This is a genomic window from Delftia sp. DLF01 (genome assembly GCF_014852125.1).
Classification (GTDB): domain Bacteria; phylum Pseudomonadota; class Gammaproteobacteria; order Burkholderiales; family Burkholderiaceae_C; genus Comamonas; species Comamonas acidovorans.
This window is the reverse complement of the sequence record NZ_JACVAZ010000005.1, coordinates 350,550-363,710: the sequence shown is the minus strand read 5'-3', so window position 1 is coordinate 363,710 and position 13,161 is coordinate 350,550. Positions and strand designations below refer to the sequence as shown.

At 69.1% G+C, this 13,161-nt stretch carries 13 protein-coding genes; 10 read left to right on the top strand and 3 right to left on the bottom strand.

The features are described from left to right. The first annotated feature begins 9 nt into the window (after positions 1-9). Complete coding sequence (locus IB269_RS25345) at positions 10-1,002, top strand: response regulator (RefSeq protein ID WP_192368637.1); 993 nt, start codon at positions 10-12, stop codon at positions 1,000-1,002. Here IB269_RS25345 and IB269_RS25340 read toward each other — a convergent pair. After that, the gene (locus tag IB269_RS25340; RefSeq protein ID WP_012202156.1) at positions 975-1,469 is read right to left on the bottom strand and encodes a PACE efflux transporter; all 495 of its coding nucleotides are present in this window, start codon (positions 1,467-1,469) and stop codon (positions 975-977) included. The genes IB269_RS25345 and IB269_RS25340 overlap by 28 nt on opposite strands. A 74-nt stretch (positions 1,470-1,543) precedes the next feature. On the opposite strand from IB269_RS25340, the gene IB269_RS25335 reads away from it, so the two are divergent. From IB269_RS25335 to IB269_RS25320, 4 genes are all read left to right on the top strand, one after another. After that, entirely contained in the window at positions 1,544-2,455 is a 912-nt protein-coding gene (locus tag IB269_RS25335; RefSeq protein ID WP_099732522.1) for a LysR family transcriptional regulator, read from the top strand. 152 nt (positions 2,456-2,607) lie between these two features. Continuing rightward, positions 2,608-4,257, top strand: coding sequence for a M30 family zinc metallopeptidase (locus IB269_RS25330; RefSeq protein ID WP_192368636.1), 1,650 nt, complete (start codon positions 2,608-2,610; stop codon positions 4,255-4,257). A gap of 5 nt (positions 4,258-4,262) precedes the next feature. Then, positions 4,263-4,667 carry a hypothetical protein gene (locus IB269_RS25325; RefSeq protein WP_225614293.1) on the top strand — a complete coding sequence of 135 codons (405 nt, stop codon included), beginning with the start codon at positions 4,263-4,265 and terminating at the stop codon, positions 4,665-4,667. 28 nt (positions 4,668-4,695) lie between these two features. Beyond that, positions 4,696-5,568, top strand: a complete 873-nt coding sequence (locus IB269_RS25320; protein ID WP_192368634.1) for a PPK2 family polyphosphate kinase — start codon at positions 4,696-4,698, stop codon at positions 5,566-5,568. A gap of 24 nt (positions 5,569-5,592) precedes the next feature. Here the strand turns inward: IB269_RS25320 and IB269_RS25315 are convergent, their stop codons facing one another. Next, complete coding sequence (locus IB269_RS25315) at positions 5,593-6,411, bottom strand: fumarylacetoacetate hydrolase family protein (RefSeq protein WP_192368633.1); 819 nt, start codon at positions 6,409-6,411, stop codon at positions 5,593-5,595. A 176-nt stretch (positions 6,412-6,587) separates the two neighbouring features. Between IB269_RS25315 and IB269_RS25310 the strand changes: the two genes are divergently transcribed. The 5 genes from IB269_RS25310 (at position 6,588) to IB269_RS25290 (ending at position 12,444) form a co-directional block, all read left to right on the top strand. Further along, positions 6,588-7,892: a Glu/Leu/Phe/Val family dehydrogenase gene (locus IB269_RS25310; protein WP_013800098.1), complete on the top strand. Its 1,305-nt coding sequence runs from the start codon at positions 6,588-6,590 to the stop codon at positions 7,890-7,892. A gap of 321 nt (positions 7,893-8,213) precedes the next feature. After that, positions 8,214-9,182 carry a Bug family tripartite tricarboxylate transporter substrate binding protein gene (locus IB269_RS25305; RefSeq protein ID WP_012202149.1) on the top strand — a complete coding sequence of 323 codons (969 nt, stop codon included), beginning with the start codon at positions 8,214-8,216 and terminating at the stop codon, positions 9,180-9,182. A gap of 30 nt (positions 9,183-9,212) precedes the next feature. Further along, on the top strand, positions 9,213-10,793 hold the full coding sequence (locus IB269_RS25300; RefSeq protein WP_192368632.1) for a class I adenylate-forming enzyme family protein: 1,581 nt from the start codon (positions 9,213-9,215) through the stop codon (positions 10,791-10,793). 20 nt (positions 10,794-10,813) lie between these two features. Continuing rightward, positions 10,814-11,812, top strand: a complete 999-nt coding sequence (locus tag IB269_RS25295; protein WP_225614292.1) for a tripartite tricarboxylate transporter substrate binding protein — start codon at positions 10,814-10,816, stop codon at positions 11,810-11,812. Positions 11,813-11,991: 179 nt separating this feature from the next. Beyond that, the gene (locus tag IB269_RS25290; RefSeq protein WP_013800094.1) at positions 11,992-12,444 is read left to right on the top strand and encodes a PaaI family thioesterase; all 453 of its coding nucleotides are present in this window, start codon (positions 11,992-11,994) and stop codon (positions 12,442-12,444) included. Between the two features lie 58 nt (positions 12,445-12,502). Here IB269_RS25290 and IB269_RS25285 read toward each other — a convergent pair whose 3' ends face one another. After that, positions 12,503-13,048, bottom strand: coding sequence for a hypothetical protein (locus IB269_RS25285; protein WP_012202143.1), 546 nt, complete (start codon positions 13,046-13,048; stop codon positions 12,503-12,505). Between the last annotated feature and the right edge of the window lie 113 nt (positions 13,049-13,161).

The following is a 13,161-nucleotide window of genomic DNA, read 5'->3' as shown; positions in this document are numbered from 1 at the left end:
AGGCCACAGATGACGACCGCCGACAGCAGCAGCCACCCCAGCCCCCCCCCTCACAACGCCCACGTCATCCTTGTGGTGGACGACGCGCTGGACAGCCTGCGCATGCTGTGCGACGCGCTGGCCGCCGAAGGCTACGTGGTGCTCGCCGCCCGCGACGCCGACGAGGCCCTGCAGCGCTTCGCCCTCACCGTGCCCGACGGCGTGCTGCTGGACGCCGTCATGCCCGGCATGGACGGCTTCACGCTGTGCCGCACGCTCAAGGCCACGCCGGCCTGGGCCCATGTGCCCGTGGTGTTCATGACCGGCCTGTCGGACACGGACCAGATCATCCGCGGCTTTGCCAGCGGTGGCGTGGACTACGTGGTCAAGCCGCTGCGCATCCCCGAGGTGCTGGTGCGCCTGGCCACCCATGTGCGCAATGCCCGCGCCACGCGCCAGGCGCAGGAGGCCGTGGACGTGGCTGGGCTGGGCGTGGTGGTGCTCGACGGCCAGGGCCGCGTGGCCTGGCGTTCGCCCCAGGCATCGCGCTGGTTGGAGGAGGCCTTTGCGGACCAGCCCTTCCCGCTGGAGGCGGCCGGGGACTGGCTGGCCGGCGCCCGCCAGCCGGATGAGCACGGCAAAGCGGATCAGCCCGGCCAGGCGGATCAGGAGGGCCAGCCCGCTCCCCAGGATCTGGCGCTGGCCCTGGCCGATGGCCGCCAGCTGCTGGCGCGCCACATGGGCGCCAGCGGCCTGGGGGAGTCGATGGTGCTGCTCAGCCACGAGGCGCCGCAGACGCCGGCCGCGCGCCGGCTGCAGCAGGTGGCGCTCACCCCGCGCGAGACCGAGGTGCTGTCATGGCTGAGCAAGGGCAAGACCAACCGCGACATCGCCGACATCCTGGGCATGAGCCCGCGCACGGTGAACAAGCACCTGGAGCACATCTTCGAGAAACTCGGCGTGGAGACCCGCACGGCCGCCGCCGCCGTGGCCGGTCAGTTGCTGCAGGCCGGCTCGCCCTGAGCACGCGGGGCCACCGCAGCGGACGCCGAGGCCGAGGCCGGCAGGCCGAACACATGGTCGAAGCACCAGTTGAAGACATAGGTGTAGACCAGGAAGAAGACCAGCAGGCCGGCCTCCATCACCGTGGCCTCCCACAGCGTGACACCGAACCACCAGGCCATCAGCGGGATCAGCACCATGGCCAGCCCGCCCTCGAAGCCCAGGGCGTGCACCACGCGGCGCATCACCGAGCGGCCCTTGACGCTCTGGCGCGCCTCCCATTGCTCGAACAGGTGGTTGAAGGTCAGGTTCCAGACGATGGCCAGCGTGGAGGCGGCAATCGCCATGCCGCCCGAATGCCCGGCGCTCTGGCCGATGGCCATGAACAGCAGGCTGGAGGCCGCGATGGCGATCAGTTCATACAGGGTCACGAAGACCACTTTGCGCTTGGGCCCCTGGAGGCCCTTTTTGTGTGTCTGCAAGGTCATAGGGGGCGCAGTTTATTTGTCCGGAATTGAACGTTAAAGTCAGATTCTTTCAATAAAACTGACAGGTTCCCGCCATGTCCTTCCCCGCTGACCAGGTGCCGCTGTTCCTTGCCGTGCTGGACCACGGCTCGTTTTCTGCCGCCGCACGCCGGCTGGGGCGGGTGCCCTCGGCCGTGAGCATGGCCATCGCCCAGCTGGAGGCAGAGCTGGACCTGCAGCTGTTCGACCGCAGCGGCCGCGAGCCCCGGCCCACGGCGGCGGCGCGCGCACTGGAGCCCCAGGCCCGGCTGCTGGCCGCCCAGCTGCAGCAGCTCAACCACCAGGCGCTGGCCCTGCACCAGGGACTGGAGGAGCGGCTGACCCTGGTGATCGCGCCCGAGCTGCTGTCCACGGCCTGGGCCGCGCCGCTGCAGCCGCTGGTCGAGGAATTCCCGGGGCTGGAGGTGGAGGTGCTGGTGGCCGCCCAGGTCGATGCGCTCAAGGAACTGCATTCGGGCCGCGCGCATCTGGCCCTGGTCTTCGAGCGCCCGGCCATCGACGGCCGCGAGGATTTCCAGGAGATGGGCCAGGAAACCATGGTCGCCGTGATGGCGGCCAGGCACCCGCTGGCCCGGCAACTGGGCGTGGACGGGCAGCAGCGCCTGGACGTGGGCCAGCTGGCCGGCGCACGCCAGATCCTGCTGGCCAGCCGCGACCTGGCCCATACCGATCCGCGCTTCGTGATCTCGCACCAGCTGTGGCGCACGGACAGCCATCTGGCGGCCCTGTCGCTGGTCTCGGCCGGCCTGGGCTGGGGGTGGCTGCCCTTCAGCGTCGCCGAGCCCCTGCTGCAAACGGGCGCGCTGCTGCGCATCCCGCTGTGCAACATCAGCAACGGCACCCAGCTGTTCGTGGACTGGGTGTGGTCCAAGGAGCGCCCGCTGGGGCTGGCGGCGCGGCGGTTCGTGGAGCAGCTGCAGGTGCCGGTGCGGCTGGAGCCCAGGTGAGGCCTGCGGCTTGCGACCTGCAGGCAAGCCCTGCGCCTACACGCGGGAAACCGGCCGGTGCTTGCCGCCTGCAGGCAGGCCTGGGATAGTTGCGCAAGCGTCCGGCCGCCTCCTTCTTCTTCTGGCTGGACATGGACCATCGAGAGGAACCCATGTTTCAAGATCACTTTGGGGGCAAGGCCCTTGTTGCACTGGCACTGGGTGCGGGACTGGCAGGCTGCGGCGGCGGGGGCGGCGGCTCCACGCCGGGCGACTCCATCACGACACAGCTGAGCCCCGCCTGCACGGGCGCCTCGTGCGGCGCGACCGACGCCACCACCTATTCCGGCCAGGGCGTCGGCGTCTGGAGCTACACCAACGCCACCGCCGCAGAGCAGCCCGTTGCCGTGGGCCTGCGCAATCTGGGCACCCGGCCCGTGACGCTGATCTATACCAACACCGGCGATGCCGCCGTGGCCCTGCCGCCCATCACGCTCACGCCGCCAGCCGCAGCGGCGCAGGGCATTGCGGCGCAACAGTCGCTGAGCGCTGCGCAGCTGGTCAACCAGATCCCCCAGCGCGTACGTGACTTCAAGCCGAGCCTGCCCGCCCCGGTTTCAGGGCAGAGCGTGCAGCCCTCGCGCGCGGTGTCGGCGGCCGTGCTGCCCGTGGGCAGCCAGCGCAGCTGGTTCGTCAACACGGAAAGCCCCACGGTCGAGACGCGCAGCGCCACGCTGCGGCGCCAGACCACGGCGCCCACGCCCACGGGCACCCGCACCATCAATCTGTGGCTGGAAGACAGCGAGTACGGCGGCGCCAAGGTCAGCGACGCCCTGCTGGACACCGTGATACAGCGCTTTTCCAGCGGGCCGGATTCCGTGCACGCCCTGGTCACGGGGCTGGCAGGCCAGCCCTGGGGGCCCCAGGCCCACAGCGAGCTGATCGCGGCCGACCAGCCGATCGACATCGTGTTCGTGAACTTCACGCCCGACAGCCAGCCCTACGGTCTGCTGGGCTACTTCTGGGCCGTGAACAACTTTAAGCGCACGGCCGGCAACTCGCAGTTCCAGTACAGCAACGAATCGCTGTCGTTCTACATGGACACGGAAACGCTGTACCTGGGCGGCGCCAACGGGCTGACCACGCAGATCAGCACGCTGTCGCACGAGTTCATCCACATGATCAACTTCTACCAGCGCGGCGCGCTCAAGGGCTCGGACTACATGTTCGACACCTTCCTGGAAGAGATGTCGGCCCTGATGTCCGAAGACATCCTGGCCGAAAGACTCACACCCGGCACCAATCCCATGCGTGACGGCCGCATTACCGGCTGGATGTCCAAGCCCGGCTTCAACTGCGACCTGGCCAGCTGGGCCTCGGATGTCAACGCCACCTGCTTCGGCTACAACGTCACGGGCAGCCTGGGCGCCTATCTGCTGCGCCAGCACGGCGTGGGCTTCTACCAGCAGATGCTGAGGAACACCTCCTCGCCCGACTCGCTGCAGGTGCTAGGCAACGCCATTGCACAGGCCGGTGGCCCCTCGTTGCCCGTCACGCTGCAGCGATGGGGTGCCAACATCGCCCTGCTGCCTTCCAGCGGCCCGGCCGGCTACGGCTGGCCCGCACGCACGGACCAGGGCTTCACCCTGGTGGGCATCGACGGCCAGCGCTATGCGGCTGCACGCCGCCTGCCCGCCGCCGTGCCCGCTCAGCTCGCGGCGCGCGGCCACTTCCCCTTCGTACGCCAGCCGGACGCCCAGGGCCTGTACCAGGAGCAGTTGCGCGTTCCCGCCGGCACCACCCTCACCGCCATCGTGCAATGACCGCCATGACCCAGACATCCCATACCGCAGTCGCCCGGGCCCTGCCCCTGCTGCTGGCCAGCAGCCTGTCGCTGCTGGCCACGGCCTGCGCCGCGCCACCTCCACCTCCTGCAACCGCACCGGCACCCGCTTCGGCATCGGCCGCGCCCGCCGCGCCGGATGCCGGCCAGCCCCTGACCCTGCAAGGCCGTCTGGTGCTGCGTGGCAATGCGCCCCATGAGCAGCCCGTGCTGCAGACCGCCTCCGGCGAGACCTGGCAGCTCAAGGGCCTGAGCGCCGAGCAGGTCACGCAGTGGCAGCGGCAGAACGTGGAGGTCCGGGGCCAGCCCGGCCCCAGGCCCGCCGCTGGCGCCGCGCCTTCGATGGTGTCGCCGCAACTGCAGGTGCAGTCCATTCGCGCCCAGCCCTGACCTTCTCCGCTCACCCACCGCTCAAGCCATGGACGCCTTCAACCCTTTCTCCAGCCGCGATGCGGACGTGCAAAAGCTCTGGGAGCAGTGGCAGCCGCGCTCCGCCAAGTCCGACAAGGACAAGCCGATTGCCCTGGCCGACTTCGACCCCGGCGCCAAGCCCTTTTCCAACGGCAACGGCAAGACCGAGGACAAGGCCGCCGTCGAGGCCCTGGCCGAAGAGATCGACGCGCTGCAGAACCTGCTGTACGCCGACCGCCGCTACAAGCTGCTGGTCGTGCTGCAGGGCACGGACACGGCGGGCAAGGACGGCACCATCCGTGGCGTCTTCGGCCGCACCAGCGCCCTGGGCATGAACGCCGTGGGCTGGAAGGCGCCAACCGATGCAGAGCGCGCGCACGACTACCTGTGGCGCATCCACCAGCGCGTGCCGGGCGCAGGCGAGATCACGGTATTCAACCGCAGCCACTATGAGGATGTGCTGGTGCCCGTGGTCAACGGCTGGATCACGCCTGAGCAGCAGCGCCAGCGCTTTGCCCACATCAACGACTTCGAGCGCATGCTCAGCGAGACGGGCACCGTGGTCGTCAAGTTCCTGCTGCACATCAGCGCCGACGAGCAGCGCGCGCGCCTGCAGGAGCGCCTGGACGACCCGGCCAAGCACTGGAAGTTCGACGAGAACGACATGAAGGTGCGCACGCAGTGGAAGGACTACCAGCAGGCCTACGGCCAGTTGCTGGGCGCCACGCACACGCCTTGGGCGCCCTGGACCATCGTGCCCGCGGATTCCAAGACGCACCGCAACCTCATGATCGCCACCTTGCTGCGCGAGGTGATGCGCAACCTGGACCTGCGCTTTCCCGAGGGCGATCCGGCCCTCAAGGACTACAAGATCACCTGATCACTCGATGGCCTGCCTGAAGCCTCACAGCTGCAGGCGGGCCTCGGCGATGCCGTCCAGCTCAGCCACCACCAGGTCACCGGCCTGCGCAAAGGCCAGTCCATTCCACGTGCCCGTAGTCACCACCGTGCCTGCGGGCACGCTGCCATAGCGGCGCACCAGTTCCTGCAGCCAGCCGGCCAGCAGCCACAGCGGGTCGCCCAGCGGATGCGTTCCGGTGAACGCCTGCAGCGGCGCCGCGCCCACGCGCAGCCGGCAGACCTGGGCTGACCAGTCCCGCGGCGACTCGCGTGGCAGCAGCCGCGAAGCGTCCTGCCAAGGTCCCAGCACTAGGGCGCCATGGCACAGGCCGTCGGCGGCCAGCAGCAGCGGCGGTGCCTTCAGGTGCTGGCGCCAGCGCGTATCCACCACCTCGATGGCGGCGGTGATGCCGTCGATCAGCTCCAGGCCCTCGCCGGGCTGCAGGGCGGCGGCCATCGCGGCCGTGACATCGCGGCCCAGACGCAGAGCGATCTCGGCTTCGATGCCGCGCAGGTGCAGCGGCGCGCCGCCAGCGACCGAGGGGCTGGCCCAGACGCCTTCTTCGGGCAGCGGCGCATGGGTCAGCGGGGCATCGCGGCGCGGCGCGCCAGACTTCCAATAGCCCGGAACGCGGCCCGGCCCCTGCGGGCTGCCGGCCACGCGCCAGCCCAGGGCGGGCGCAATGGCGGCCTGCACGGCCTGTGCATCTGCGGGCGTGCGCACCACGTCGGCCCAATCGTCGGCGTCCAGCAATTCGCCGCTGTGGCGTGCCTGGAGCAGCGCGTGGGCCAAGGCTGTGGGAGTGCGGGGCGTGTTCGTCATGGAGCGGCTTTCCTGGAGTGCATCGGTGGGTCTCAAGCGGCCCCGATTGTCCGCTGGACAAGGCGCTCCCAGGGTTATGCATTAAATGCATAAGGCTCTCGCTCATAAGGCGTTGGACAGCGCATAGCCCCGGGAATAAGCTCAAAACCCTCAGACAACTCTTGTGTGGAACCACCATGCAGCAACCCGCTTCGGCCGGCGTTACCAACCACGCCATCCCTTCCTACCTGCAGGCCGATCACCTCGGCCCCTGGGGCAACTACCTGCAGCAGGTCGATCGCGTCACGCCCTATCTGGGCCATCTCGCCCGCTGGGTCGAAACCCTCAAGCGCCCCAAGCGCATCCTGATCGTTGATGTGCCGATCGAGCTGGACAACGGCACCATCGCCCACTACGAAGGCTACCGCGTGCAGCACAACCTGAGCCGCGGTCCCGGCAAGGGCGGCGTGCGTTTCCACCAGGACGTGACCCTGTCCGAAGTCATGGCCCTGTCGGCCTGGATGTCGGTCAAGAACGCTGCCGTCAACGTGCCCTACGGCGGCGCCAAGGGCGGCATCCGTGTCGATCCCAAGACGCTGTCGCGCGGTGAGCTGGAGCGCCTGACGCGCCGCTACACCAGCGAGATCGGCCTGCTGATCGGCCCCTCCAAGGACATCCCCGCGCCTGACGTCAACACCAATGGCCAGATCATGGCCTGGATGATGGACACGTACTCCATGAACACCGGCGCCACCGCCACCGGCGTGGTCACGGGCAAGCCCGTGGACCTGGGCGGCTCGCTGGGCCGCGTCGAGGCCACCGGCCGCGGCGTGTTCACCGTGGGCGTGGAAGCGGCCAAGCTGACCGGCCTGTCGGTCCAGGGGGCGCGCATCGCCGTGCAGGGCTTCGGCAACGTGGGCGGCACGGCCGGCAAGCTGTTCGCCGACGTGGGCGCCAAGGTCGTGGCCGTGCAGGACCACACCGGCACCATCCACAACGCCAATGGCCTGGACGTGCCGGCCCTGCTGGCCCACGTGGCCGCCAAGGGCGGCGTGGGCGGCTTTGACGGCGCCGAGGCCATGGACGCTGCCGACTTCTGGAGCGTGGACTGCGACATCCTGATCCCCGCCGCACTGGAAGGCCAGATCACCAAGGACAACGCCGGCAAGATCAAGGCCAAGATGGTGATCGAGGGCGCCAACGGCCCCACCACCACCGAGGCCGACGACATCCTGACCGAAAAGGGCGTGCTGGTGCTGCCCGACGTGCTGGCCAATGCCGGCGGCGTGACGGTGAGCTACTTCGAATGGGTGCAGGACTTCTCCAGCTTCTTCTGGAGCGAGGACGAGATCAACGCCCGCCTGGTGCGCATCATGCAGGACGCCTTCGCGGCCATCTGGCAGGTCGCCCAGCAGCACGGCGTGACGCTGCGCACCGCCACCTTCATCGTGGCCTGCCAGCGCATCCTGCATGCGCGCGAGATGCGGGGACTGTATCCCTGATCACCCCCTGAGGCGCTGACGCGCCTTCCCCCTCTCTGCTTGCTTCGCAAGGGAGGGGGACGACACCCTCGCGGCGGGGCGGCCCTTGCTCGGTGTCCCTGACTTGGGCCGCGCCAGTTTTTGGCGCTGTGCACCACACGGTCAATGAAAGGCGCTTCGGCGCCTTTTTTTCTTGTGGCCGCCTTTTCGGCAACGGGTTAGCACGCGTTCCAGTGGGCCTAAGCGCGGGTTTCCGAATGGCGAAGCGGATCTCCAGTCAAACCCTGGTGCCCTGGGGCCCAGGGTTTTCTATCGTTGCGGGCAGTGAACTGGAGACTGCCCATGACCGTCCGACGCAGCCTGCTGGCCTTGCTGGCCGCTTTGCCTTTTTTCTCCCTGGCTCCTGCCGCCGCGCTGGCGGCGGCCTGGCCTGAACGCCCCATCACCATCGTGGTGCCGGCCGCCGCTGGCGGCACCACGGACATTGCTGCGCGCGTGCTGGCCGAGAAGATGGGCAAGGACCTGGGCACCTCGGTGGTGGTGGAGAACAAGGGCGGGGGCGGCGGCAGCATCGGCACGGCCCAGGTGGCGCGCGCCAGGCCCGATGGCTACACGCTGCTGATGGGCAACATCGGCCCGGTGGCCATCAATTTCAGCCTATACAAGCAGCTCAGCTACAAGGAAAGCGATCTGCGCGGCATCACCAATGTGATCTCCGTGCCCAACATCCTCGTGGTCCATGCCGATTCGCCCGTGCGCAGCGTGCGCGAGCTGGTGGAGCTGGCCAGGACCCGGCGCCTGAACGTGTCCACGTCGGGCGTGGGCCAGTCGCCGCACATGTCCTCGGAGATGTTCCGCCAGAAGGCCGGCATCGAGGTCACGCTCGTGCCCTTTCCCGGCGCCGCGCCTGCGGTCACGGCGCTGCTGGGCCAGCAGGTGGACTACATGATCGACAACCTGCCCAGCTCCATGCCGCACATCAGGAGCGGCAAGTTCCGCGCGCTGGCCATCACCAGCGCCACGCGCTCGGCCCAGTTGCCCGAGGTGCCCACCATGACCGAGGCCGGCGTGCCCATGCAGGTTACGGCCTGGTTCGGGCTGCTGGCCCCTGCCGGCACGCCCGATGCCGTGGTCGAGCGCATCCAGCAGTCGGCCCGGCGCGCCATGCAGACGGCCGAAGTGCGCCAGCGCTTTGCCGACCTGGGTGGCGTGCCCGGTGGCGAGACACCGGCCGAGTACGACGCCTTCATCGCCCAGGAACGCAAGAGCTGGGCCCAGATCGTCAAGGCCGCAGGCCTGTCGCTGGAATAGTTCTCCCCTCCCGTCCGTCCCTCCCCTCCCATGCAAGAAGACATCGCCGCCCTGCTGCGCCAGCCCTTTGGCTCGCTGCCCGAACTCGTCGCGCTGCAGGCCAGCCAGCACCCCAGCCACACCGCCCTGGCCATGGACGGCCGCAGCCTCGACTACGCCGCGCTGCGCCTGGGCATGGACCGCGTGGCCCTGCGCCTGCAACGCCAGGGCCTGGGCCCCGGCGACGTGGTGGCCATCTGCGCGGGCAGCTCGCCCGAGTACGTGCTGGCTTTCCTGGGTGCGTTGCGCGCGGGCGTGGCCGTGGCGCCGCTGGCCCCGTCGGCCACCGCCGGCCACCTGAGCGCCATGCTGGACAACTGCGGCGCCCGGCTGGTGCTGCGCGACGCGGACACCGCCGCGCAATGGCCGCTGCAGGCCGGACAGGATCTGCAATGCGTGGCTCTGGACGGCGCTGTCGAAGCCGGCATGCCGTGGTCGCAATGGCTGGCTGCGGACGAAACGGACCATGGCACGGCACCCACGCCCATCCACCCCCAGCCCGACTGGCCCTTCAACGTCATCTACTCCTCGGGCACCACGGGCGTGCCCAAGGGCATCGTCCAGTCCTGGGCCATGCGCTGGGCCCATGTGCAGCGCGCCATCCACAACGGCTACGGGCCCGATGCCGTCTCGCTGTGCGCCACGCCGCTGTACTCCAACACCACCCTGGTCGCGGCCCTGCCCACGCTGGGCCTGGGCGGCACCCTGGTGCTGATGCGCAAGTTCGACGCGGCGCACTACCTGGAACTGGCCGAGCGCCACCGTGCCACCCACACCATGCTCGTGCCCGTGCAGTACCAACGGCTGATGCAGTGCCCGGGGTTCGACGGCGCCGACCTGAGCCGTCTGCGGCACAAGTTCTGCACCAGCGCGCCGTTCCATCCCGCGCTCAAGGCCGAGGTGCTGCGCCGCTGGCCCGGACGGCTCATCGAGTACTACGGCATGACCGAAGGCGGCGTGCGCTGCGAGCTGCACTGCCATGACTTCCCCGACAAGCTGCACACCGTGGGCAGGCCAGGGCCGGGCGCCGACATCCGCTTCATCGATGAGCAGGGCCGCGAACTGCCGCCCGGCGAGCAGGGCGAGATCGTGGGCCGCTCGGCCGGAATGATGAGCGGCTACCACCGCCTGCCCGACAAGACGCAGGAGGCCGAATGGTTCGACGCCCAGGGCCTGCGCTTCATCCGCAGCGGCGACGTGGGCCGTCTGGACGAGGACGGCTTCATCGTGCTGGGCGACCGCAAGAAGGACATGATCATCACGGGCGGCTTCAACGTCTACCCGAGCGACATCGAGTCCGTGCTGCTGCAGCACCCGCAGGTGGCCGAATGCGCGGTGATCGGCGTGCCCTCCGATGCATGGGGCGAGACCCCCGTGGCCTACGCCGTGGCGCGCCCCGATGCCACGCCCTCGGCCGCCGAGCTGCGCGAATGGCTGAACGCCCGCGTGGGCAAGACCCAGCGCGTGGCCGAGCTGCGGCTGGCCGCCAGCCTGCCGCGCAGCGAGATCGGCAAAGTGCTCAAGCGCGCGCTGCGCGAGCAGTACCAGGCCGGCGCCCTGTCCTCTTCATGAAACGGAGTCCCCTCATGCCCATGCCCATGCCCCCACTCCCGCGCCGCCGCCTGCTGTCCTGCCTGGCCCTGGCGACCTGCGCCCTGCTGGCCCCCGCCGCCCATCTCGCCCATGCTGCCGAGGCCTGGCCTGCCAAGCCCATACAGCTGGTCATTCCCTATCCACCCGGCGGCAGTGCCGACCTCCTGGGCCGCCCTCTGGCCGTGCAACTGCAGCAGCAGCTGGGCCAGCCCGTGGTGCTCGAATACAAGCCCGGCGCAGGCGGCACGCTGGCCTCGCAATACGTGGCGCGCGCCAGGCCCGATGGCTACACCGTGCTCATGGTGCTGGCCGCCCATGCCATCAACGACAGCCTCTATCCCAAGCTGCCCTACGACACCCGCCGCGACTTCGCGCCCGTGTCTTTGGTGGCCAACCTGCCCATGGTGGTTGCGGCCAGCAGCAAGCTGCCGGCAAAGAACATCCAGGAACTCATCCAGGCCGCCAAGACCAACCCCGGCAAGCTCACCTTCGGCTCGGCGGGCAACGGCAACACGGGGCATCTTGCGGCCGAGTACTTCGGTTCCATGGCAGGCGTGCGCATGACCCATGTGCCCTACAAAGGCAGCGCGGGCGTGGTCAACGCCATGCTGGCCGGCGACATCGACCTGACCTTCGACAGCATCTCCACCTCCATGCCCCACATCCGCAGCGGGCGCATGCACGCGCTGGCCGTCACCAGCCCGCAGCGCTCGGCGCTGGCGCCCGAGGTAGCCACCATCCAGGAGCAGGGCATCGCAGGCTTCGACGTGACCGGCTGGTACGCCGTCATCGCGCCGGCCGGCACGCCCGCCGAAGCCACCCAGCGACTGAGCCGCGAGATCGCCACCGCCCTGCGCCAGCCCGCGCTGCAGGCCCAGCTGGCCGCCGGCGGCTACGAACCCGTGGGCTCCACGCCCGAGGCGCTGCAGGCGCATATCGACAAGGAAATCACGCGCTGGGCCACTGTCGTCAAATCGACAGGTGCACGGGTGGATTGAAAGTCACCCCCTGAGCGGCTGCGCCGCTTCCCCCGTGTGCACGGCGCCCTCTCTCGCTTCGCGGGAGGGGGGCATCCGGGCAACCGGCGGCACCCTCGGTGCGGGACGGCCCTTCCTCGGTGCCCCGGAGTCGGTACACGCCAGTCTCGAGCGCCGCGCCCAATGCGATGATCATGTCCATGAATACACCCATCAAAGAACACCCGGCCAACCCCTTCGAAGGCGAGGCGCCCGGCATCCTCTTCGGCCTGCCCATGCCCATGGCCCGCGCCATGAAGCTCAGCGGTGAACGCATCGGCGAGGACCGCGCCCAGATCCGCATGGGCTTTCAACCGGATCAGGCCAACAGCCGCGGCGACGTGCACGGCGGCGCCATCGCCTCGCTGCTGGACTGCGCCCTGGCCTCGGCCTGCCGCTCGCATGACCCCACGGCCTTCGGCGTGGCCACCATCGACCTAACGCTGCACTACGTCTCGGCCGGCAGCGGCGATCTCATCGCCACCGCCCACTGCGAGCGGCGCGGCCGCTCCATCAGCTTCGCGCGCGGCGAAGTTCGTTCCGAGGATGGCACCCTGGTGGCCCTGGCCACGGGGACGTTCAAGCTGATGGCGCGCAGCCCGGCACAGGCCTGAGCGCAGGGCACGCGCGGCGCCGGATGGCGCCGGACGGCACTTGCGTGCCGCCGCGTCGTCAGAGCCGCTTTTCCTTGGCCTCGATCAGCTTTTGCATCAGTTCGCAGACCTGCCTGGCCTGCTCCTGGGTGATGTCGATGTTCTCGATCACCGAGCGCTTGAACTGGATGCCGTTGACTGCGCCGCTGTTCTCGATGAAGCCCAGCGTCAGGGTGCGGTTCAGGAAGTAGATGACGGCGGCGATGCCCCAGCCGATCAGCATGACCACCAGACCTGCAAAGAAGCTCTGGGCCATCATGGACCCGCCCATGAACAGGGACAGGGCACCAATGCCCAGCGCCGTCTTCCAGGGCTTGTGATAGCCGTAGTAGGTGGAGCAGATGCCCTGCAGCGGGATCAGGCGCGACTGGGTGCCCGACAGCGAGGCGCTGCTGAACTCCAGGCGCTCGCTGCCCACGCGGATGGTGGTGGTGGGATCGATGTTGACCTTGGACAGGATCCAGGCGACCAGGCCGCCTTCGCGGCCTGTGATGGCAATGTGGTTGCCCTTGTCGTCTATGGGTTGCTCGCTGGCCTTCCAGGCCTTGATGACCAATGCACTCACGGTAATACCCTCTCTTGAATGTTTGAGAAACCACGGGCTGTCCCGTCATGGCATTGCACCACCGGGGCCGCCTGAGGAGGGGCGATTACAGCACAGGGCATGAGTGCAGCCGT

Bases quoted from the DNA above. Each gene is read 5' to 3' on its own strand.
- IB269_RS25345 (WP_192368637.1), top strand. From the start codon at position 10: ATGACGACCGCCGACAGCAGCAGCCACCCCAGCCCCCCCCCTCACAAC.
- IB269_RS25340 (WP_012202156.1), bottom strand. From the start codon at position 1,469: ATGACCTTGCAGACACACAAAAAGGGCCTCCAGGGGCCCAAGCGCAAA.
- IB269_RS25335 (WP_099732522.1), top strand. From the start codon at position 1,544: ATGTCCTTCCCCGCTGACCAGGTGCCGCTGTTCCTTGCCGTGCTGGAC.
- IB269_RS25330 (WP_192368636.1), top strand. From the start codon at position 2,608: ATGTTTCAAGATCACTTTGGGGGCAAGGCCCTTGTTGCACTGGCACTG.
- IB269_RS25325 (WP_225614293.1), top strand. From the start codon at position 4,263: ATGACCCAGACATCCCATACCGCAGTCGCCCGGGCCCTGCCCCTGCTG.
- IB269_RS25320 (WP_192368634.1), top strand. From the start codon at position 4,696: ATGGACGCCTTCAACCCTTTCTCCAGCCGCGATGCGGACGTGCAAAAG.
- IB269_RS25315 (WP_192368633.1), bottom strand. From the start codon at position 6,411: ATGACGAACACGCCCCGCACTCCCACAGCCTTGGCCCACGCGCTGCTC.
- IB269_RS25310 (WP_013800098.1), top strand. From the start codon at position 6,588: ATGCAGCAACCCGCTTCGGCCGGCGTTACCAACCACGCCATCCCTTCC.
- IB269_RS25305 (WP_012202149.1), top strand. From the start codon at position 8,214: ATGACCGTCCGACGCAGCCTGCTGGCCTTGCTGGCCGCTTTGCCTTTT.
- IB269_RS25300 (WP_192368632.1), top strand. From the start codon at position 9,213: ATGCAAGAAGACATCGCCGCCCTGCTGCGCCAGCCCTTTGGCTCGCTG.
- IB269_RS25295 (WP_225614292.1), top strand. From the start codon at position 10,814: ATGCCCATGCCCCCACTCCCGCGCCGCCGCCTGCTGTCCTGCCTGGCC.
- IB269_RS25290 (WP_013800094.1), top strand. From the start codon at position 11,992: ATGAATACACCCATCAAAGAACACCCGGCCAACCCCTTCGAAGGCGAG.